This is a genomic window from Mangrovibacter phragmitis (assembly GCF_040429585.1).
GTDB classification, from domain to species: Bacteria; Pseudomonadota; Gammaproteobacteria; order Enterobacterales; family Enterobacteriaceae; genus Mangrovibacter; species Mangrovibacter phragmitis.
On sequence record NZ_CP134782.1, the window covers coordinates 3561948 to 3581492 of the forward strand.

Sequence of the window (19545 nt, forward strand, 5' to 3'; positions counted from 1 at the left end):
CCGGCACTGTCTGGTCATCAGCGGCAGTCCGTTACCGCCGTATTTCACGGTTGTAGGTCTCATGGTCCATCAGCCACCACTGCCGGCCGCCATCCTTACTGAGAATGCGCCAGAACGGCCCCACGTCTATCTTGAGGTAGCCGTTCATGGTCAGCCGGCGGAACACCTTCTGTCCACCGCAGGCAGCGCGGAACAGCTGCTGCGCGCGGCGGCGTACTGCCGGTGACACCTGCTGCCGGGGGGAGAAATCACCCATCTCCATCACGCCTCCTTACGCACAGGTATTTCAGACCGGCGGCCTGCGGCATTCGCCTCCCGACACCACTGGCAGACCCGGCTCCATACGGCCGTCAGTGAAAGACCCAGTTGCTCGGCCGCCAGCATCATCGCCTCCAGCGCCTGATGGGAGTCCGGTGATGACAACCCTGCCGCTTTCCACTCGGCCCAGAGCGCGGCGTCCTGTGGCTCTGTCAGGGCCTGGGTTCGGCCCTGCCGGGATTCAATGCCCATCAGACGGCGGCGGGCACTCACCTCCGAAGGAGACAGACCAAAATACCGGTCAATCAGCTCCATCGAACCGCCGAGCTCCAGTGCGCGGTCAATCATCATGAAGCGCTTCTGCTCATTGCGGGCCTGATTCAGCATCAGCCAGAAGTTTTCATGATTCAGGGTGACATCAAGAACGGAAACATGTGACTGGCTGAGGTAATGCAGTTCATCAAGGCTCAGATGACTCAGCGCACGGATTTCCTCGACCGACATACCCAGTGACTCACAGCGGCGGATATTGCCGTTTTTGACGTCCATCAGCAGTGAGGACAGAATGGCCGTGGTGGCCTGAGAAAGATTATGCTGGCTCACAGGCCACCTCCTGATATCGCCCGGTCAGCGATGAGCAGAACATCAAAAAGCCAGCCCGACAGGCAGGCACTCCATAAAAGAACGTCAGTCATGTGCATGCCCTCCCGCTGTTATCTGCCGGGAAGCCTGTGCGCCACTGAGACCATGATGGAGGTCGGTATCGCGACCTGCGAAAAAACCGGCCACCCGGGCCGTTCTGTCACCCCGGCATTTACCCGCAGACCGGACCGACATATCTTCAAGCGGCTCGCCGGCATGACGCTGAGCCAGCCAGCGCTGCAGTACGGCGTTCTCTTCCCCGGAGGGTGAAAAGGACTGCAACACCTGCCAGACGCCGGATACCCAGCCCTCACGAAACTGGTCTGCCCGGCGACGGCGCGTGCGCAGAAGAATGCGCCGATTACGGTATCCAGCCATGTGAACGTCTGTGGCAGCACGCAGCTGCCGCTGGAGAACGGTATAGATGTAGAGCGCCACCTCCGGTCGTTCGCTGAATCCATAAAAGTGCAGTGAACGGCGCACGCTGCTCACACCCTGTGGACTGACATGAATATGCCAGCCAAACCAGCAACGGCAGCCCGTGGCCATACAGACCACGGTTGCCAGCGAGCTCAGCCAGGCCGGCACCTTTTCTGCATCACTGGTCAGGCTGAAACAGACTGACTCACTGACATCACTGAGGGAAAGCATGTCCGGCGTCAGCCCGTGGCGCTGCATCAGCCGCTGTGCCAGCGCCACCGCACGCGCGGCTTCATGCGGGTTGCTGTTGCGGGTGCCCAGCGCCATCAGGCGCCGGATACGGGCAGTGATTTTTGCGTTATCCGACATGGCGCATCCCCCTGCCACCGTCAGCCCGGTGACGGTTTTTCATCTCTTTAACCTCCTGACAACCGGCACAGAGCTCCACGCCCGGAACCGCAAGCTGACGGGCAACCGGAATAGCCGCACCGCAGCATTCGCAGAACGCTTTCGACGGTGTTGCAGAGTTTACCTTTGCCCGGATGGCATCGATGCCGTGCTGGATGAACAGAGCTGTACTGGCCTGGGCCATTTCATCATTCAGATCATCAGACATTTTCCCCTCCTTTCGCAGCGAGTCGCTGCAGCTCACGCAGACGGCGGATAACGCGGATAAGGCGCATTGTTTTCACGACCGTGATATCGTCGAATACGGCCATGTCAGCCGGTGACTGAGAACCGAAGAAATTCAGGCAGAACATAAACATATTGAACTGCCTGTTGGGGAGCGAGCCGGACAGGCCCGCCAGGAAGAGGACAAATTCGCTGCCGGTTTCGGAGACGGCAAAGCCTGCTGACTGAGGGTGTTTATCCTCCCGCACATTGTCCGCGCAGCCCATCACCTCAGCAATCTCGAAGACAAGCCGGTAAGCCATATCCTGCAGGTGCTCAATATCATCCTGGAGTGCCGGGATGTGCCAGATATCACTGACGGGCTCAAGTCCTGTTGCGGCAAAGGCGACCGAACTGACGGACGCTGCCGGGGACGCATTCTCCTCGCCAAATGCTGACATCAGTGTGCCCGGGCTGAAATCAGGGAGAGAAATGCTTTCAGGGTCAGCCGTTTCACCGGAAATGACCGGCCGTCCGCCAAACAGATCATTCTGTACTTCACGACGCGGTTCACTGCCGGCTGTCACCTGCGCGTTCACAGGCAGTTCAGCGTCTGTGTGCAATTCCGGTGCCGGCTCCGGGCGTCCGGGCGTGGTCAGCGTGCCGCTGCGAAGTCCCGTGACCAGCGTTTCAGATGCAGTATCCGGAGGCAGGACAGTCATCTGCGGCTCCGGGGGTTCACGACCTGCCGCTCTTTCCGGTGGTGGTGTCATTGCTGGCAGCGGCGGCGGATCACCAAACTGTTCACGGCGTTTCTGTTCGCGGGGGTCCAGCTCAATCAGCCAGCGGTCATAGTTCAGGCTGGGATGTGGCAGCGCCTTAACCAGCTGACCGATAAACTCATCACGGAATGTCTCATATGCATAACTGTCAGGATCGTCAAACCCCTGGCAACTCGCCTCAAATACCTGATCGAACGAACACTGCGGGGAGGACTCATGCGCGAACTGCGACCAGACCTTTCCTGCCTGGGAACGGATGCGCAGCAGCGACAGCACCTGCAGACGTGCCAGACCACTGTTGAGCAAGGTTGGGAAACAGGGCCATAGATATTTTAATGTATCCTCCATCCTACTGATGGTCGAATTATCAATCGGATAACCTTCATTATTTAATAATTCTGACAGTTCTCTCAGTGTCACAGGGCGCCCCATCAGCTCTTCCTGAATGGCTCTGGCACTGTGTACACCAAACGCTTTATCTATATAGGTAAGCTCTCCACGGACCTCATTTTCTGCCAGGTGCCCGACAAGACATTTCAACCGGCCAGGCCAAGGTTTAAAAATGGTGTGAACACGATAGAAACGCTCATCACCGGTTTCCTGCCACAACTCACACAGGATCTGATACCGGGTATTGCCTCCGTCACTGAAGATATAAACGTCTTCACCGTCCGGATCGCGTGTCACCTTGGGAATGGAATCCAGTCCGCGTGCACGAACGGAGGCTTTGATCTCCTCATACCGCGGATTACGACCTTTACGCGGGTTATCCGGGTTCGGTCGCAGCTGATCGAGCGTGAGTACCATCGCCATTTCGCTGACCGGCAAGGGGACTGCGGCGGGAATCGCATCACCCTGAGCCGGGGTTTTGCCGCGCTGCAGCATGGCCGCGCCAAGATTAAGATTACGGACGTTGCTCATGCGCTCCTCCCCGGTCGGCCCGTGATGTCAGAAAAACGGGTAAAACGACCTTCATACTGCAGGCGGATCGTCCCCGTGGGTCCCTGGCGCTGTTTACTGATAATGATTTCAGCAATCCCTTTATCCTCGGTGTTTTCGTGATAGACCTCATCGCGATAAATAAAGACGATGACGTCAGCGTCCTGCTCCAGGGCACCGGAATCACGTAAATCACCGTTGTTGGGGCGCTTATCAGCGCGGCTTTCAAGCTGGCGGTTCAGCTGTGACAGTGCCACCACCGGACACATCATCTCTTTGGCCAGCGCTTTTAGTGACCTGGAGATTTCCGCAATTTCCTGCGTGCGGTTTTCCTGATCCGGGCACCGCATCAGTTGCAGGTAATCGAGCCCGATAATCGACGGGTGACCGTAGCGGCGGGCATTGCGCCGGGCGCGGATACGCAGCATCGCCGGCGTCAGTGAGCCGGTATCATCAATGATGAGACTGTCGTTGAGATCACCCATCAGCAATGCCGACGCGTCTGTTGCACGAGCCCAGTCCTCATCATCCATCAGCCCGCTTTTAAGATGCGTGAGGTCAATACTGCCAAGCGACGCGAGCATACGCATCAGGATCTGTTCGGTGGGTTGCTCCATACTGTAAAGCTGCCCCTTTGAGCCGGATTTTTTCATCAATGAGTTCAGTAGCAGGCTAATGAGAAGCGCTGTTTTCCCCATCGAGGGACGAGCCGCAATAAGTACCAGGTCACCCGCCTGGAGACCACTGGTCATGGCATCAAGTTCTTCAAAACCTGTTGGCGTACCGGTAATACCGTCAGGCACATTGCATCGCCGCTCCAGTTCTGGCAGCAGCCTTTCCATCCCTTCAAGCAGCGTGACGCCCTGCTCTGGTTCAGCGCGCTCTGCCAGACGGGTAATTTTCTGCTCGGCGGTCTCCATCACCCTGTCAATATCGGTGCCAGGTGTCCTGACTGATTCGGTGATTTCAGCGCCAATGGAGGCCAGTTGCCTTGCCCGGCTGGTTCTGGCCACAATGTCACAGTACGCAACGATATTTGCCGCACTCGGGGTGTTTTTACTGAGCTCAGCCAGGTAGGCAAAACCACCGAGTTGCTCAAGGGCATCTTTACCGCGACTTTCGATACTCTCCGAGAGCGTAATCAGGTCAAGCGGCTTTCCTGCCGCAACCAGACGGGTCATTTCCTGATAGATAACTTTATGGACTTTCTGGAAAAAATCATCAGCACTCAGACGGAGTGCCACTTCATCCCAGCGGTCGTTATCCAGCATAAGACCCCCGATGACAGACTGTTCAGCATCAGGGGAATAAATCCCCGGAATATTTCTGCGATCGTCAGACACGCTCACCTCCCTTTGCCAGCGTATCGAAAAGGCTTACCCATTCAGGGAACAGTTCGCAGGCGAGGCCATGCATAGAATCAAATGCGGAATCGCTTTTACGGCTGGTTTTCTTCTCAAGGCGGTGCACTGGCTGACCTGCTGCATGCCCCTGCTTATAAACGTCCAGGTCATAAATGCGGGTCTGGAGCATATCAATGACGATCTTATCTGCATGCTGACTGTAATCGCCGCTTACTATGATGTTTTCGGCCTGTTCAACTGTGGTTTTCGCGAGCAGCGTATAATCCATACAATTAACCAGCATATGTATGCGTGGGAGACTGATACCAAAAGCCATATAGGGGAGCAATTCTTCCATCAGAGCTACAGTTCCACGCATAAATTCACGAACATCCGGCAGAACAGGTTTAACCATCCCAATCATTTCGCCGGTAGCGGCCAGAATAATCAGTTCGGACATCACTGAACGTGAACCCTGTGAATCAATCAAAATGACGTCATACTGACTGAAAACCTGATTTGACAGTGCATTGCGAAGACGCACGCGTCCGTCAGGAACATTGAGCATATAGGTAGGTAAAAGGTTTCGGGGGTCATTGGAGACGATGACGTCAAGGTTATCGATCGTGGTGCGGGAAATAATATTTTCGGCTTTTGATAGGTCTACGGTCTGCATGAGCAGTTCGTATAGGCCGCAGGGTGCTTCATATGCTAACGGGTAGATACTGCTGGCGGTAGGCTGAGCATGGTCGCCGTCAATAATAAGGGTTTTTATGCCTGCATCGGCGAGAAAACCACCGAGATTAGCGGCCTGGGTTGATTTCCCCTCGCCACCTTTGGTAGAAACTACGGGTACAACTTTCGTTTTTGAATGCATTTCGTCACCTGAATAACATTATTCAGATGAGAACGATTGCTCACTTCACCGCTTTCCAAAAACACGGGGATTGAAAATCCCCGTGTCCTTGGTTCGATTCCGAGTCCGGGCACCACTTCTTCAGAGCCTGTTCGTTAAGAGATGAGATCCTTAACGGGCAAGACAGCGGTCCCCAGCGTGATGTTGGTACTTTGCTTACCACACCAATGTTGAACACGGGACTATTAAGTCCAGAGGATGTTACAGCACCCTCTGGACTTCTCACATCCATAAAAAACACATCATGAAGGTTTTTACCCTCAGAACATTTTTCTGTCAATCTTTTGTAAAGAATCTCCCCTTATTTTTCCTTTTTTAGAATCATCCACTTAGATTTGACTTAAGAATCATCTTAGGCTGCATCGAGCTGTTCGAGCACACTTCTGACTTTCTCTATATCACTTTCAACGTATTGCAAGGTTACTGTTGGTGTGGAGTGTCCCAGTAAGTCCTGTGCCATTTTCAGATTTCGGTCAGGCATGCTCATCAGACTGGTAGCAATGGTATGGCGGAACCTGTGAGGGCGGACCACAAAGCCACACTCGTTTGAAAGGCGCCGGAAGAAAGCACGCAACGGCGGATTGTCATAATTCTCACTGCTTTCCTTTCTACGACCGTCGAATCGCGACAAATTAAACAGTTGGTCTTCCATTGCTGCATCACGTTCAAGAGAGCGGTTAACTTTTCAGATATATGAAAAGAAAAGGCCACATCGATTCGTGGCCTTTTGTTCAGTTTGAGCTTTCATGCAACGGCTGCACTCATTCTCGTCTGCGGCAGGAAATTGGCGAATAAGATCTAGCAATTTATTACGGGAAACTTTACTGTCAGATGTAACAGTCCCATTGCCCATCCAGACTCAGAACCGAAGACAGATTTATCCAGCCAGAATGATGCCGATGACTTTTATCGCGTAAATAATGCAGTACCTCTGAAAAAAGAATACTCAGCATGAGGTTAGCAGGACTTGCGCTGAAAAAGAGACACCCATCACATCACTTGGTTACAGCCGATTTAAAGGAATTTTCAAATAACAAACGCCATTATCTTCTGCTGGCGGAAATTTACCGGCACGGATATTGACTTGAATGGACGGTAACAGAAGTACCGGAGCAGACAAGGTTTTATCCCGCGCCTGCCGAAGCGCCACAAATGTGGCCAGATCGTTTCCATCATGGACATGAATATTAGTAGCCCGTTGTGTGGCTACGCTGCTCAGCCATTGGGGTTCCCGGCCGGCTGGAGGATAATCATGGCACACATATAAACGAGTCTCCGCCGGAAAACTGAGGATCTTGCGGATGGAATGATAAAGCTGCTGTGCATCCCCCCCCGGGAAATCACAGCGCGCGGTACCCACATCAGGCATGAACAGAGTGTCACCAAGGAAAATTGCATCAGCGACCTGGAAAGCCATATCAGCTGGTGTATGGCCCGGAACCTGCAACGCCTGTATGGTAAAAGCTCCCAGCTCCAGGGTTTCACCATCAGTCAGCAGATGATCAAACTGTGACCCATCCAGTGCAAAGGTTTGTTCGAGGTTAAAAACGCGCTTGAATATCCGCTGAACCTCAACAATCTTTTCGCTAATAGCGATGTTGCCACCAATCTTCTCGCGCAAATAATGGGCTGCCGAAAGATGATCAGCATGAGCGTGAGTTTCCAGTAGCCACTTGACGGCCAGTTGTTGCTTTGCCACGTAAGCTATCAGCCGATCAGCCGAGGTTGTCTGAGTCCTGCCGGATTTTGGGTCATAGTCCAGAACAGGATCAATAATTGCCGCCGTCCCCCCTGTCCTGTCGGCCAACACATAACTGACAGTCCCGGTTGCTGGATCGTAAAAACCCTCAATAAGTGGTGTCATGGTTAACGCCTTCTTATCTGTACGCTGAATGATGTATCTTCACAGCCACTCTCTTTAATTATACAATATTATATTATATTAAAATGTAAAGTTTATCGTCGGAGTAGATCAGGATGACAAAGAGAGCTTATAAATCACGCTTATTGCCCCCCTAAAAATGCGTGATGTAGCCAGAGCAGCCGCTGTATTGCCTGCTCTGGCAAATAATGATCGCCTGATGCTGTGCCACCTGAGCAAGAGAGAAGTTTCAGTGGGGCAAATGGCATTATGACAGAAGTTGGAAGCCATTTGACGTCAGCAACTCGCCACTTCCTGTGTCCTAGGTTTCTGCTCCCTGGCCAGTTCTGATGATCACCGGGTTGCTGGTCGGGCCCGGAACCCGCTGCAGTTCGGGGTGTACCAGCGGCCATGAGGTTTGCGCTCTATCGCGTTTATCCTCCCATTCTCTGGTGGCTACGTTGACGTTTATGAGTGTTGCTTTCATAACCGCCTGGATGATGGGATTGAGGATTTAGTCAAGCCGGCTCGCACAGTAAATCGCTCAAGGGGACATGTATGAACCTGTCTTTTTCGCTGTTGGCAGGTGTGATATTCGGCGTTGGATTAATAGTCAGCGGCATGCTGCTTTTTGAACAGATTGAACGTAAACGAGCAAAGCGTCAGGCATCGTAATTCTGCTCCGGACGTTATCAGCCACACATCAGGAAAGCCTATGGTCATTTCGTTACTGTCAGGTCTGCTCGTGGGAGCAGTGCTCGGTATCACAGGAGCGGGTGGTGGCATTTTTGCCATTCCCACCCTGGTGATGGGTATGGGATGGGCGCCACAACAGGCTGCTCCGGTGGCCCTGGTCGCCGTCGCCGGGAGTGCGGCGCTTGGGACCTTTGAGGCCTTGCGCAAGGGGCTGGTGCGCTACCGTGCCGCTATTGTGATAATACTGGCGGGCGTGCCCATGACGAGCGTTGGGTTATGGGTTGCCCACCAAACTTCCCCTGCGTTGCTGAACCTGCTGTTTGCGGGGGTGATGCTAATCGTAGCGTGGCGATTGCTTCGTGCCCCCGAGATGGTTGCCAGGCACACTTATCCCGTAAAACTGGATGAACACACCGGACGATTTATCTGGGCTATAAACACATGGTTGCTGTTTCTCACGTTAGGGGCTGTGACCGGTTTTATGACCGGGCTATTAGCCGTGGGGGGAGGATTTATTATCGTCCCGTTATTGCGGCAATTTACCCCCCTGCCTATTCATAGTTGTATCGCAACCTCACTGATGATTGTTGCATTGGTAAGTATGGGCGGGATTGCCGTGGCAGTGATACAGGGTGCGACACTGCCCTTGCCTTTTACTCTCTGGTTTGTGCTTAGTACTGCGACAGGGATGTTGATTGGTCGAAGGCTAAACCAGCATTTACCTGAACATATTGTGCAGAAGGGGTTTTCCGGACTACTGATCGTCGTTGCCCTGGGGATGGCATTTAATGCCGTTATGATGAAACTAAATGGCTAAGATTAATATGATTACCGACAAAAATATCAAAACTCAAAGATAATGAATTCTTCGCTTTATTGTTTCGAACTTATCTGTCGCCTGCAATACCATGGGAACGTTATAACCAGCGACGAACCCGCTGCATATAGCATTCCCATTCCACCCCAAAACGTTTTCGAAGTTGTTTCTCTTCAATATCGATATGCAATCTGGCAACTACAAACATAAACAACGGAACAGCAAATATCTCCACCAGGCTGCCAAAGCAGAGAGCAAGGGCTAACTGAAGTCCGCTCATTCCAAGGTAAATAGGGTTACGACTCCAGGCGTAACAACCGCCAGTAACCAGCGTGGTGGTTCTATCCGCATGAAGCGGATTAAGCGTCGTGCGCTTCATCCTCATCTGCCAGACGGTATGGAGTATCATGGTGATACAAACACAGGTTAGTAACACGCTTAACCCCATATTCACAATATCGAAGGTAAAACGCGGGATTGCAGTCAACATATCAGTGACAAAAAAGAGCAATAAGATGAGTGGTGGCGGAAACCATACTCTCAATCGAGTCAGGACATTACGCATTACTACAGACCTACCTCTGAACTAAGCAGCCCGAGGGCTGCAAAATGAAAACCCAGTCCCTATTACTCGGTGAAAACCAGACTTATTTGGTTCGGGATAGCGGTGCTTTGAACTTACGCCCATCAGCGTCAATCATCATCAGGGTCATCTGACTATCAGGAAGTGTATTCGCAACGGACGGAAAAATCAGCGTGGCGGCTGCACCGACAATTGCCTGAATTCCGTAAGGTCCTGAGACGAATTTGTTATAAGCATAGTCATTATCAAAACTGTTTTTTGGTAATGCGGAGAGTTGTTCTGTATCCCAGTGTGCAATTTTATTTCCCTGAGCATCCAGCAACCATACATCCATAATATGCATGGCCGCTTCCGGAGTGCCTGCATCCAGATAGGCGTGAATGCTGACACTGCCATCTTCATGTACCTCACCGCGGCTCAGAGAGATATGGTGGATACTGGGATTCACAGGCCCCTGATGGAAAGGTGTAACGACTGACCCCCGGTAGTAACTGTAGGTCCCGACGTTAAAGATAACGACAAATGCGAGTAACCCCAGTGCCAGTTTTTTATAACCTGATGGCTGAAGCGGTACCGGCAGTGCACCACCAACCCAGCGAAACAGGGAGCTTTCTGACCAGCGGGGGTATTTTTTGAGAATGAGATTATCCAAAGCATACTGGCGGGATCCACACAAGAAGATTGTTGTTCCCATCGCCAGATTACAGGCTGCCATGGTCCATTCATCGATACAGGTTGCCCCCTGCCAGCCGAACATCAGCATTAGAAGGACAGAAAATCCCATAGTAAGAAACGCACTGAGGCGGGTAAACAGACCTAACATCAGGAACAACCCGGCAATCAGTTCAGCAGCACTAAAAAGGATCACGCCAGTGAACAGCAACCAGAAATGCTGGAGCATGAAAGATATGACCTGCTCAAATCCAAGCAGGGCACCTGGCATAGCCGTCTGAAACTTATAGGCCATCCAGTGAGGCGCTTCCGGGTTGATTTTATCCGGAGCATAAATAAACCTCCGGGAGCCCCCGCCCCAGTAAATAAATCCCTGGATAATACGTACGGCCAGCAGGCCCAGACCAGATATCCAGGCATTATCTTCTGTTACATGATGTTTTGCGGCAGTGAGACCCATACACGGTTCCTCTCAAAATGGTCAAAACTATTAAATTAAACAGCCGTCATTAAGGGCGCAGGTAAATCCAGCCTTCATTCTGCAGCGTGACCAGCGTCAGAATAGCGGAAGGCACAATGCTGATGGGCCGAATGAGGCTTTCAGGGAGAAGGCCCATCCCCCGGAGTGAATTGCTACAAACATCTAACTGAATGTTATTATGTTTTTCGGCTAAATCTTTCCACTGGTCGGCACTCTCTGTTTTGTCAACCAGGCTGTTAACGGCATTCCCATTGAAGACAATCCGGAATTTATCTGCATCCGTATCGACGGCTTTCAGGTAATTCCTGACGTTATTCAGACAGGGAGTGACACGCGATAATTCAGGAATGTGGAACAGGATATTCATCATGATGCCTTACTGATGTTGTAGTGATTATGGCGTCAGGGTTTGCTGCCCATGATAGTGTTCATAGTGTCATCATCAGGCGGTACCCCCTGCTGCTGCTGTAAACGGCCTTTAGGGTTGAGGTAATAAATAGCCGGCGTGGCGTCGCTGCCCAGGTTTTCCATCAGCTGAAGGTTACTTTTCAGTGCGCTGGCGACTTCCGGGTTGACTGTTTCAGGGACAGATGGCGATGTTTTCCCGTGTGTATTTTCATAATCTTCCAGTGCCTTAGACGGGTCTTTCGCCATCATAATTGCGGCAGCGCGGGGAGTACTTTCCGGACGAAGAATACCGACCAGCAGGACGCGCAACTGTACATTACCCGAATCCAGCCAGGGACGAGACTTCTCCCAGAACTGCGCACAGTAAGGGCAGAAGGGATCGAAAAATGCGTAAACAATACGCGGTGCTTTCTCATTACCGACTGTAATCCAGCGGCTACTTTCAAGCCGGCTCCACATTTGTTTTCCCATCGGGGCATAGACATATTTCTCTACCTGCGGATCGCTGAGATTATTGCCGCTGCTGTCAATCAGATTACCCACAATTGCGTGCTGCTTATCGGGCGTGAGGAATACAGTTGAACCCTGCCCCTGATACTGGACCACATAGCCATGCAGATTTGGCCCCGCATCAAATTGACCTTTGAACTCAAGCCCTTGTTTCTGTAATGCCTGCAATGGCAGAGGAAGCTTTTCAACGGCCCCCTGCGCCGACATGCTGAATAGCGGTAACAGAAAACACAGAAAAGATAAGTAGTTAGGGGTTATCATTGTTTCTCCGGAAAATCAAAATCAAATATTTAGCTCACATGCAAGTAATTATTGCCATTATCATATACAAGTTATTTATATGTTATATTTTTTAGTTATATGCAAAACAGGACAAGTAATATAGGAAAAGAATGAAAAATATTATCTTGCCGGAGCCTTACACAGCGGCACGGGAAAGGTCAGTTACGTTGGAGGTAACAGCAAAGCTCGGGACTGTTTATCAGTCTGCTGAAGCACCTTGAAGCCACATATCGACGGGCAAAAACCGTCACACTCATCGTGGATAATTACATTATCCATAAAAGCCATGAAACACAGCACTGGCTGAAAGCGAATCCAAAGTTCAGTGTCATTTATCAGTCGGTTTACTCGCCGTGGGTGAACCACGTTGAGCGGTTATGGCAGTCGCTTCATGACACGATAACCCGTAATCATCAGTACCGCTCAATGTGGCAGTTACTGAAAAAGGTCCGCCATTTTATGGAAACCGCCAGCCCATTCCCCGGAGGAAAAATGGTCAGGCAAAAGTGTAGCGGTATTAGACGCAGCTATTTAATCATTAATTATATGTTTTTATTTAGTTATTCCTGCTGATTTTTAATGAAAATTCCAATCAGGACTTTTTCTGTTACGCCATGTATTCACGCATATCACTATAAATAATAAAATCAGTTTTTCCTTGATATACTCTTAGCGAAAAACTCATATACAGGCATTATCTCCCCACTTAATATCCCGGCCAGCAAAGATATAAAGCTCGATATCATTAAAATAGGGGAATCAAGTGATTACCATTATGTCTGTATTCCTGTTGTCTGGAATGGTGAAAGGTGTGATTGGGCTGGGACTACCGACGATATCCATGGGGTTATTAACCATCGTTATGGCACCGGCTAGCGCAGCCAGTTTGTTAATTATCCCTTCTCTGGTAACAAATATATGGCAACTCTTCATCGGCCCCGCATTTCTTAGTTTAATTAAAAGATTATGGGGATTTATCGCAGGAATTTTCATTGGTACGCTTTTCAGTGTGTTACCCGGCTTAACGTCTACATCCTCATGGACTGAAGTAGCGTTGGGTATCGTGCTTATTATGTATGCCCTTTGGGGCTTATTGCCACTAAACTCCCATCCCCGGGTAAATCCGATAAATTCAGTCATGACGATCTCTTCAAACGTCGTGCTTTCGGTATCATGCCAACGGCCTTTTGCCGGTGCAAACACCTCCAGTTCGTCATCATTGAAAGGGAGTGAGGCCAGCCCATTCAACTGGGTCGAGTCAGCAACGATACCCAAATTCGCCATTTGATTCTTAACTGCCGCGACAATGTCGTGGCTAAGCATCTCTTTAACGGAAATAGAAATATTGGGATTACTGAGTAAATAAGGACCGATCAGACTGGGTAAAAATTCGCTTTGTGCCGAAGAGTTACATAACAGATTGATATGTCCACGCAGCCCTTTGCCATATTGGTGCAATTCACTACGCATATGGTCAACCTGCTGCAATACAATATTGGCATGGTTGACCAACGAATATCCCGCATCTGACAGCTTCACACCTTTTCTCGAACGACTAAACAAAGGAACACCGAGCTCGCTTTCCATACCGCGAATGCGCTCGCTAGCTGACTGCAACGTAAGATGGGACAATGCAGCACCGCCGGTAATACTTCCCGCCTTATAAACATTCAGAAACAGACGCAAATCGATGATATCAAATCGCATAAAAAAACAGGCTTCCTCTGATATATAGCGCTTTATCCGACCTTTCACTACTGCTTATCCTGAGTCCGGAACTTATCTGCAGTAAAAGCACATAGTCAATTGATATAATTACAATTATAGTATTAGATAAAATCTGTTCTGTGTTACAGGAGCCACCATTCATTCGAAAAGACTTTCAGATACAGGATCGGACTGACCTTCGTTGGGATTGGTGATCTTGTCCACTATTGCTGGGTAAGATCACTACCGGCGATGGCTCAAACCCCACCCGCAAGTAAAATTCTCGTGCCTCATCAGATAATGCATGAACCAACATCCCGCGGATACCAATAGTATCTGCCCCGCAATCCGGTGTCGCGAACCAGCACACGTCCAACCCCTTGACCATGCAGTGATTGATCCACTACCAGTCATCCCAACACCACTATATAGGGATCGGATCGGGCATATTACGGCGAAAACGACCGGGCGCAGCAGTTTGCATAGTTTTGCGCAGTGCAACATTTGCTGCAGGAGCCTGATCCAAACGGGTAAGAAATTCCTGGTAAGCCTCTGGAGCGGCCATAATGATGCGCTGTTCGAGCAACGCTTCCTCTGCGGCAGCCCGAGCAGCTTCCAGCATGAAAGCAGTTCGTTCTGCACCTGAGGTTTCGGGAGTAAAATCCAGATAATGTCACCCGCACCATCTGGACATCATTCAGGCTACCGCCGTGCGTTTCTGTCGGCTCATCAGCCAGAATACCGCTGCGCCTGCCAGCAGAATGCCTGGGGCAGAGGCGGCCATCACCCCGATAGTTCCGGTACCCAGCGCCAGCATTTTTCCGGCCAGTAACGGACCACTCATCGCGCCAAGGCGGCCAATCGCCACCGCCGTCCCCACTCCTGTTGCACGGATTTCGGTGCGATAAAACAGCGGAGCCAGTGCATACAGCACGCTCTGCCCGCCAGTAGCAAACAGTCCGGCGACGAATCCAGAGAACAGCATCGTGCCGAATGACGTCGCGGTGCCTAGCGCCAGCAGCGACGCCAGTATGCCGATATAAATCAGCAGCGACATCCACAGCGGGCTGAGCTTATCCATCAGCGCCCCCAGAAGCAGCGTACCGCTGGCAGCGCCAAGCTGCAGGACAAACATCACTCCCACCGCCTCGCTGGGGCTGAATCCCTGACCGACTAACAGCATCGGCAGCCAGTTAATCAGCATATATACCACCAGCAGCGTGAAGAAATAGCACAGCCACAGCAGCAGAGTGGCTGTGGCGTTGCCCGGCGCGAGGAGTGTGCTTAACGGCACGCCTTCGGCACTGCGCCGGAAGACCTGCGATTCCGGCAGCCAGCGCAGCAACAGCGGCACCAGCAGCAACGGAACAATACCGCCAACCCAGAACACCGTCTGCCAGGCCCCGGTAAGGCCGAAAAAACCCAGCGCAGCCGCCAGCGCCGCGCCGATGGGAACGCCGCAATACATCAGGCTAACCGCCCTGCCGCGAAAACGGTGGCCAGCGGCTTCCGAGGTTAACGCAATCAGATTCGGTAACGCCGCGCCCAGCCCAACGCCGGTCAACAGCCTCGCCAGTAGTAGCGTCGGGAAATTCCACGCCAGCGCGGTGGCAATGGAAAACAGGCCAAAGAGAAACACCGATCCCAACAGAATACGCTTGCGGCCGAGGCGATCCGCCAGAATACCGCCAACCAGCGCACCTGGCAGCAGGCCAAGGATCCCAGCGCTGAAAATCCAGCCCATTTGCATTTTATCCAGCGCGAACGCCTGGGTCATACCGACGGCGGCAATGCCCGCCGCCTGCAAATCCAGCCCTTCCATCAGGGCCACCATAAAACAGAGCCCAACGGTTAACATCAGGCGCGAATTGCTTGCAGTCGTTGTATTGATCATAGGGTACCTCTGCGATATCCGGACAAGCGGAGCAGGTGAATGGCGGCTGATGCTTTGCCAGCCGCTCGTCTCCTTTATTTGCTACGATTAAGCAGATCCAGTGCGACGTCGACAATCATGTCCTCCTGGCCGCCCACCATCCGCCGCTTGCCCAGCTCGACAAGGATATCCACCGCGCTCAGGCCGTAGCGCGCCGCCGCCACTTCGCTGTGGCGCAGAAAGCTGGAGTAAACCCCGGCATAGCCCAGCGCCAGGGTTTCGCGATCAACCCGCACAGGGCGATCCTGGAGCGGACGCACCAGATCATCGGCAGCGTTCATCAAGGCATAAAGATCTGTACCGTGATTCCAGCCGAGCTTATCGGCCGTGGCGATAAAAACTTCCAGCGGCGCATTGCCCGCGCCGGCCCCCATCCCCGCAAGGCTGGCATCGATGCGATCACAACCCTCTTCCACCGCGGCAATAGAGTTAGCGACGCCGAGGCTCAGGTTATGGTGCGCGTGTATCCCGGTGGCGGTTTCCGCTTTCAATACCGCTTTGAGGGCGCGGAAACGATCGCGAATATCGTTCATATTCATCGCTCCGCCGGAATCAACCACGTAAATACAGGTCGCACCGTAGGATTCCATCTTCACCGCCTGCTGCGCCAGTTGATCCGGAGTGGTCATATGGCTCATCATCAGGAAGCCCACGGTATCCATCCCCAGTTCGCGGGCGAAGGCGATATGTTGCGCCGAAACATCCGCTTCGGTGCAATGGGTCGCTACGCGTACCACCCGCGCCCCGGCCTGATACGCGTTTTTCAAGTCGTGCAGGGTGCCAATGCCAGGCAACAATAAGGTGGCGATTTTCGCCCGGCTTACCGACTCCGCGGCGGCTTCAATCCACTGCAGATCGCTGTGTGCGCCGAAGCCGTAGTTAAAGCTGGAACCCTGCAGACCATCGCCGTGAGCCACTTCTATCGAATCAACGCCTGCGCTATCCAGCGCCCTGGCAATCTGGCGCACGTTATCGAGCGAGTATTGATGGCGAATCGCGTGCATCCCGTCGCGCAGGGTTACATCTGAGATATAGAGTTTTTTGCCGTTCATGCTGCTTCTCCCGCCGCGTCGTTCATCGCCTGGGCCATTTTTTCCGCCGTCGCCAGCGCCGCCGAAGTCATAATATCGAGGTTACCCGCGTAAGCTGGCAGATAATGCGCCGCACCTTCGACCTCGAGGTAAACCGCCGTTTTCAGACCGGAAAAGCGACCAACGCCCGGCAGATTTACCGGCTTGTCTTCTGGGATCACCTCAAACTGTACTTGCTGTTTCAGGCGATATCCCGGCACATAGGCCTGCACTGCCGCCGTCATCTCCGCGATCGAAGCGGCAATCGCCTGCTGCGACGCCGCTTCACTCAGTACATAAACGGTATCGCGCATCATCAGCGGCGGCTCCGCCGGGTTCAGCACGATAATCGCTTTGCCTTTCGCCGCCCCGCCAACTTTCTCAATGGCTTGCGAAGTGGTCTCGGTAAACTCATCGATATTGGCGCGTGTTCCCGGCCCGGCGGATTTGCTGGCAATCGAGGCGATAATTTCCGCGTAGTGTACTTTCGCTACCCGAGACACCGCCGCCACCACTGGGATGGTTGCCTGACCGCCGCAGGTCACCATATTGACGTTACCCTCAGCAATATTGGCCTCAAGATTAACTACCGGCACGCAGTACGGGCCGATGGCAGCCGGGGTCAGGTCAATAACACGGATCCCCGGTTTGGCTTCCCGCAATGCGGCGTCGTTTTTCACATGCGCTCCGGCGCTAGTGGCGTCAAAAACGAAATCGATATCGGCAAACTCGGCCATCTGCATCAACCCGCCCACCCCCTCATGCGTGACAGCGATGCCCATGCGCCGGGCGCGGGCCAGTCCGTCGGATTCAGGGTCGATGCCGACCATCACCGCCATCTCCAGGTGCTGCCCGTGGCGCAGAATTTTGATCATTAAATCAGTGCCGATATTGCCGGAACCGATAATGGCGACTTTACGTTTACTCATTTCTGCTTTCCTCTTTGGCGACAAAAGTCGCAGCCACTGAACCTAAACCATCGATATGGGCTTCAACCCGGTCGCCGGCGTTAATCGCCACCATTGGGCCTAACGCCCCGGTCAGCACAATATCTCCCGCCCGTAGCGGTTCGCCGAAGCTGGCCATTTTGCACGCCAGCCACACCGCCGCGTTCAGCGGATGGCCGAGGCATTCGCTGCCGCGCCCGCTGGACACCTGTTCCCCGTTACGGGTCATGCGCATAGCGCAGTTTTTCAGATCCAGCCCGGCCGGTCGCAGCGCCGGACTACCCAGTACGTAAACGCCGCAGGAGGCGTTATCGGCTACCGTGTCAACAAAGCCAATCGACCAGTCGCGGATACGGCTACCGACCACTTCCAGCGCGGGTAGCACCCAGTCGATGGCGGCGTACAGCTCATCAAAAGTGGTATCGGCATGCGGCAGGTCGTGTCTGAGCACCAGAGCGATTTCTGCTTCAACTTTCGGCTGTAACACCCGAATGAACGGCACGTCGGCGTTATCGCCGTAACACATATCGGCAAACAGGGTGCCGAAGTCCGGCTGACCAACGCCCAGTTGCTGCTGCACTTTAGGATGAGTCAACCCCACCTTGCGCCCTACTACCCGGCGGCCATTGGCGATGTGGTGCTGTACGTTAATCCTCTGGATGGCGTAGGCCGCCTCCGCATTATCTACACCGAGAATATCGCGCAGTGGTTCAATAGCCAGGCCACACATTTCGGCCTCACGCAAACGCTGCGCCAGCAGTTCAAGAGATAAAGTTGTCATCATGATTTCTCAGGTCGCGCCAGAAAATCGAGCACCAGTTGGTTGAAGCTCTCTGCATGTTCCCACTGCGCCCAATGGCCGCAGTCGCGATAGATATGCAATTCGGAACCGTTGATCCCTGCCAACAGACGCAGCCCGGCGTCCATCGGCACAAAACGGTCATTGCGCCCCCAGACGATCAGGGTTTGAGCGCAAATCTCGCCGAGACGCGGGCTAAAATCCGGGAACTGTTTCGGATTGGCTTCCAGGCTTTTGACGAAGTTATCCAGATGATCCCGGCGCGATAGCATATTATTGAGGCGCGCTTCGAACAGGGCTTCGGTCAGATCGCGGGTATCGAAGACAAAGATGCTCATCATCTTTTTCAGGTTTTCAATGGTCGGCTCGCGATACAGGCCGTTCAGCAACTTGATGCCTTCCGTCGGCATTGGCGTAAACAGGCTCATCCCGCCGGTTCCGCCGCCCATCAGTACCAGTTTGCCGACGCGCTCCGGCCAGCTCAGGGTAAAAGCCACCGCGCTGTGCCCACCCATGGAGTTGCCCAGCAGATGCACTTTGCTGATATCCAGTTGGTCAATAACGCTTTTCAGTACTCTGGCATTCAGATCAGAACGAGAGCCGCGATTGATGACAGAATCACTTTTCCCCCAACCGGGGCAGTCCAGCAGAATCACCCGGTAGCCCGCCTCGACCAGTGGGTCAATATTGCGGCTAAAGTTGGCCCAGCCGGTGGCACCGGGGCCGGAGCCGTGCAGCAGGACCACGGTTTCATCACCCTGACCGCAGTCATTAAAATGGATGTGTAATGTTTCTCCGCCTTCTTCAACGTTGAGGAAACGGCTGGTGGCGGCTTCAGTTTGCGGCTGGTAGCTCATCATATTCTCC

19 protein-coding genes and 6 pseudogenes are annotated in these 19545 nt (G+C 52.8%); 3 read left to right on the top strand and 22 right to left on the bottom strand.

Annotation, left to right across the window (positions count from 1 at the left end; translation table 11 throughout):
• Nucleotides 1-31: 31 nt before the first annotated feature.
• The 10 genes and pseudogenes from MPHASIOC01_RS17190 to MPHASIOC01_RS17235 all read right to left on the bottom strand — a co-directional run bounded on the left by MPHASIOC01_RS17190 (nucleotide 32) and on the right by MPHASIOC01_RS17235 (nucleotide 8260).
• Nucleotides 32-262: a hypothetical protein gene (locus MPHASIOC01_RS17190; RefSeq protein WP_063436959.1), complete on the bottom strand. Its 231-nt coding sequence runs from the start codon at nucleotides 260-262 to the stop codon at nucleotides 32-34.
• Nucleotides 262-861 carry a DUF2857 domain-containing protein gene (locus MPHASIOC01_RS17195; protein WP_149288269.1) on the bottom strand — a complete coding sequence of 200 codons (600 nt, stop codon included), beginning with the start codon at nucleotides 859-861 and terminating at the stop codon, nucleotides 262-264. Before MPHASIOC01_RS17195 ends, MPHASIOC01_RS17190 begins: the two co-directional genes overlap by 1 nt.
• 84 nt (nucleotides 862-945) lie before the next feature.
• Nucleotides 946-1689, bottom strand: a complete 744-nt coding sequence (locus MPHASIOC01_RS17200; protein WP_187973486.1) for a DUF2786 domain-containing protein — start codon at nucleotides 1687-1689, stop codon at nucleotides 946-948.
• Nucleotides 1679-1936, bottom strand: a complete 258-nt coding sequence (locus MPHASIOC01_RS17205) for a TraR/DksA C4-type zinc finger protein (protein ID WP_007372573.1) — start codon at nucleotides 1934-1936, stop codon at nucleotides 1679-1681. The genes MPHASIOC01_RS17200 and MPHASIOC01_RS17205 overlap by 11 nt, the downstream gene beginning before the upstream one ends.
• The gene (locus tag MPHASIOC01_RS17210) at nucleotides 1929-3635 is read right to left on the bottom strand and encodes a ParB family protein (protein WP_187973487.1); all 1707 of its coding nucleotides are present in this window, start codon (nucleotides 3633-3635) and stop codon (nucleotides 1929-1931) included. The genes MPHASIOC01_RS17205 and MPHASIOC01_RS17210 overlap by 8 nt, the downstream gene beginning before the upstream one ends.
• Nucleotides 3632-4996: an SPI-7-type island replicative DNA helicase gene (gene dnaB-PI / locus MPHASIOC01_RS17215; protein WP_187973488.1), complete on the bottom strand. Its 1365-nt coding sequence runs from the start codon at nucleotides 4994-4996 to the stop codon at nucleotides 3632-3634. Before dnaB-PI ends, MPHASIOC01_RS17210 begins: the two co-directional genes overlap by 4 nt.
• The gene (locus MPHASIOC01_RS17220) at nucleotides 4989-5873 is read right to left on the bottom strand and encodes a ParA family protein (protein WP_115465115.1); all 885 of its coding nucleotides are present in this window, start codon (nucleotides 5871-5873) and stop codon (nucleotides 4989-4991) included. Before MPHASIOC01_RS17220 ends, dnaB-PI begins: the two co-directional genes overlap by 8 nt.
• A gap of 391 nt (nucleotides 5874-6264) precedes the next feature.
• Nucleotides 6265-6591 (bottom strand): annotated as a pseudogene (locus tag MPHASIOC01_RS17225) (site-specific integrase); the annotation flags it as partial.
• A 324-nt stretch (nucleotides 6592-6915) separates the two neighbouring features.
• Entirely contained in the window at nucleotides 6916-7776 is an 861-nt protein-coding gene (locus MPHASIOC01_RS17230; protein WP_353612964.1) for an MBL fold metallo-hydrolase, read from the bottom strand.
• Between the two features lie 319 nt (nucleotides 7777-8095).
• Nucleotides 8096-8260 (bottom strand): hypothetical protein, encoded by a 165-nt coding sequence (locus MPHASIOC01_RS17235; RefSeq protein ID WP_353612965.1) that lies wholly within the window; start codon nucleotides 8258-8260, stop codon nucleotides 8096-8098.
• Between the two features lie 228 nt (nucleotides 8261-8488).
• On the opposite strand from MPHASIOC01_RS17235, the gene MPHASIOC01_RS17240 reads away from it, so the two are divergent.
• Nucleotides 8489-9286, top strand: coding sequence for a sulfite exporter TauE/SafE family protein (locus tag MPHASIOC01_RS17240; RefSeq protein ID WP_353612966.1), 798 nt, complete (start codon nucleotides 8489-8491; stop codon nucleotides 9284-9286).
• Between the two features lie 100 nt (nucleotides 9287-9386).
• Here MPHASIOC01_RS17240 and MPHASIOC01_RS17245 read toward each other — a convergent pair whose 3' ends face one another.
• The 4 genes from MPHASIOC01_RS17245 to dsbG all read right to left on the bottom strand — a co-directional run bounded on the left by MPHASIOC01_RS17245 (nucleotide 9387) and on the right by dsbG (nucleotide 12201).
• Entirely contained in the window at nucleotides 9387-9851 is a 465-nt protein-coding gene (locus tag MPHASIOC01_RS17245; RefSeq protein WP_353612967.1) for an isoprenylcysteine carboxylmethyltransferase family protein, read from the bottom strand.
• An 82-nt stretch (nucleotides 9852-9933) separates the two neighbouring features.
• A complete protein-coding gene (locus MPHASIOC01_RS17250; RefSeq protein WP_353612968.1) occupies nucleotides 9934-11001 on the bottom strand; it encodes a TQO small subunit DoxD in 1068 nt (355 codons plus the stop codon).
• A 49-nt stretch (nucleotides 11002-11050) separates the two neighbouring features.
• Complete coding sequence (locus tag MPHASIOC01_RS17255; protein WP_353612969.1) at nucleotides 11051-11392, bottom strand: DsrE family protein; 342 nt, start codon at nucleotides 11390-11392, stop codon at nucleotides 11051-11053.
• Nucleotides 11393-11424: 32 nt separating this feature from the next.
• Nucleotides 11425-12201: a thiol:disulfide interchange protein DsbG gene (dsbG, locus tag MPHASIOC01_RS17260; RefSeq protein ID WP_353612970.1), complete on the bottom strand. Its 777-nt coding sequence runs from the start codon at nucleotides 12199-12201 to the stop codon at nucleotides 11425-11427.
• A gap of 127 nt (nucleotides 12202-12328) precedes the next feature.
• Here dsbG and MPHASIOC01_RS17265 point away from each other — a divergent pair.
• Together MPHASIOC01_RS17265 and MPHASIOC01_RS17270 are read left to right on the top strand one after the other, a co-directional pair.
• Nucleotides 12329-12734: pseudogene (locus MPHASIOC01_RS17265) on the top strand (IS630 family transposase); the annotation flags it as partial.
• A 287-nt stretch (nucleotides 12735-13021) separates the two neighbouring features.
• A pseudogene (locus tag MPHASIOC01_RS17270) lies at nucleotides 13022-13276 on the top strand (sulfite exporter TauE/SafE family protein); the annotation flags it as partial.
• 56 nt (nucleotides 13277-13332) lie between these two features.
• On the opposite strand, the pseudogene MPHASIOC01_RS17275 reads toward MPHASIOC01_RS17270, so the two are convergent.
• The 8 genes and pseudogenes from MPHASIOC01_RS17275 to mhpC all read right to left on the bottom strand — a co-directional run.
• Nucleotides 13333-13929 (bottom strand): annotated as a pseudogene (locus tag MPHASIOC01_RS17275) (LysR family transcriptional regulator); the annotation flags it as partial.
• A gap of 175 nt (nucleotides 13930-14104) precedes the next feature.
• Nucleotides 14105-14401: pseudogene (locus tag MPHASIOC01_RS17280) on the bottom strand (GNAT family N-acetyltransferase); the annotation flags it as partial.
• Nucleotides 14396-14572: pseudogene (locus MPHASIOC01_RS17285) on the bottom strand (DUF1778 domain-containing protein); the annotation flags it as partial. The pseudogenes MPHASIOC01_RS17285 and MPHASIOC01_RS17280, both read right to left, overlap by 6 nt.
• A gap of 54 nt (nucleotides 14573-14626) precedes the next feature.
• Entirely contained in the window at nucleotides 14627-15823 is a 1197-nt protein-coding gene (gene mhpT / locus MPHASIOC01_RS17290) for a 3-(3-hydroxy-phenyl)propionate transporter MhpT (RefSeq protein WP_353612971.1), read from the bottom strand.
• A gap of 74 nt (nucleotides 15824-15897) precedes the next feature.
• A complete protein-coding gene (gene mhpE / locus MPHASIOC01_RS17295; RefSeq protein ID WP_353612972.1) occupies nucleotides 15898-16914 on the bottom strand; it encodes a 4-hydroxy-2-oxovalerate aldolase in 1017 nt (338 codons plus the stop codon).
• Nucleotides 16911-17861 carry an acetaldehyde dehydrogenase gene (gene mhpF / locus MPHASIOC01_RS17300; protein ID WP_353612973.1) on the bottom strand — a complete coding sequence of 317 codons (951 nt, stop codon included), beginning with the start codon at nucleotides 17859-17861 and terminating at the stop codon, nucleotides 16911-16913. The genes mhpE and mhpF overlap by 4 nt, the downstream gene beginning before the upstream one ends.
• Nucleotides 17854-18660 carry a 2-keto-4-pentenoate hydratase gene (gene mhpD, locus MPHASIOC01_RS17305; protein ID WP_353614951.1) on the bottom strand — a complete coding sequence of 269 codons (807 nt, stop codon included), beginning with the start codon at nucleotides 18658-18660 and terminating at the stop codon, nucleotides 17854-17856. The genes mhpF and mhpD overlap by 8 nt, the downstream gene beginning before the upstream one ends.
• Nucleotides 18660-19535 carry a 2-hydroxy-6-oxonona-2,4-dienedioate hydrolase gene (gene mhpC / locus MPHASIOC01_RS17310; RefSeq protein WP_353614952.1) on the bottom strand — a complete coding sequence of 292 codons (876 nt, stop codon included), beginning with the start codon at nucleotides 19533-19535 and terminating at the stop codon, nucleotides 18660-18662. The genes mhpD and mhpC overlap by 1 nt, the downstream gene beginning before the upstream one ends.
• Nucleotides 19536-19545: the final 10 nt, after the last annotated feature.

Excerpts from the sequence above, each read along its gene's own strand:
- MPHASIOC01_RS17240 (WP_353612966.1), top strand. The coding sequence starts at position 8,489 with ATGGTCATTTCGTTACTGTCAGGTCTGCTCGTGGGAGCAGTGCTCGGT.
- mhpC (WP_353614952.1), bottom strand. The coding sequence starts at position 19,535 with ATGAGCTACCAGCCGCAAACTGAAGCCGCCACCAGCCGTTTCCTCAAC.
- mhpD (WP_353614951.1), bottom strand. The coding sequence starts at position 18,660 with ATGACAACTTTATCTCTTGAACTGCTGGCGCAGCGTTTGCGTGAGGCC.
- MPHASIOC01_RS17235 (WP_353612965.1), bottom strand. The coding sequence starts at position 8,260 with ATGAAAGCAACACTCATAAACGTCAACGTAGCCACCAGAGAATGGGAG.
- MPHASIOC01_RS17205 (WP_007372573.1), bottom strand. The coding sequence starts at position 1,936 with ATGTCTGATGATCTGAATGATGAAATGGCCCAGGCCAGTACAGCTCTG.
- MPHASIOC01_RS17210 (WP_187973487.1), bottom strand. The coding sequence starts at position 3,635 with ATGAGCAACGTCCGTAATCTTAATCTTGGCGCGGCCATGCTGCAGCGC.
- dsbG (WP_353612970.1), bottom strand. The coding sequence starts at position 12,201 with ATGATAACCCCTAACTACTTATCTTTTCTGTGTTTTCTGTTACCGCTA.
- MPHASIOC01_RS17250 (WP_353612968.1), bottom strand. The coding sequence starts at position 11,001 with ATGGGTCTCACTGCCGCAAAACATCATGTAACAGAAGATAATGCCTGG.
- MPHASIOC01_RS17230 (WP_353612964.1), bottom strand. The coding sequence starts at position 7,776 with ATGACACCACTTATTGAGGGTTTTTACGATCCAGCAACCGGGACTGTC.
- mhpE (WP_353612972.1), bottom strand. The coding sequence starts at position 16,914 with ATGAACGGCAAAAAACTCTATATCTCAGATGTAACCCTGCGCGACGGG.
- MPHASIOC01_RS17220 (WP_115465115.1), bottom strand. The coding sequence starts at position 5,873 with ATGCATTCAAAAACGAAAGTTGTACCCGTAGTTTCTACCAAAGGTGGC.
- MPHASIOC01_RS17245 (WP_353612967.1), bottom strand. The coding sequence starts at position 9,851 with ATGCGTAATGTCCTGACTCGATTGAGAGTATGGTTTCCGCCACCACTC.
- mhpF (WP_353612973.1), bottom strand. The coding sequence starts at position 17,861 with ATGAGTAAACGTAAAGTCGCCATTATCGGTTCCGGCAATATCGGCACT.
- MPHASIOC01_RS17190 (WP_063436959.1), bottom strand. The coding sequence starts at position 262 with ATGGAGATGGGTGATTTCTCCCCCCGGCAGCAGGTGTCACCGGCAGTA.
- mhpT (WP_353612971.1), bottom strand. The coding sequence starts at position 15,823 with ATGATCAATACAACGACTGCAAGCAATTCGCGCCTGATGTTAACCGTT.
- MPHASIOC01_RS17255 (WP_353612969.1), bottom strand. The coding sequence starts at position 11,392 with ATGATGAATATCCTGTTCCACATTCCTGAATTATCGCGTGTCACTCCC.
- MPHASIOC01_RS17200 (WP_187973486.1), bottom strand. The coding sequence starts at position 1,689 with ATGTCGGATAACGCAAAAATCACTGCCCGTATCCGGCGCCTGATGGCG.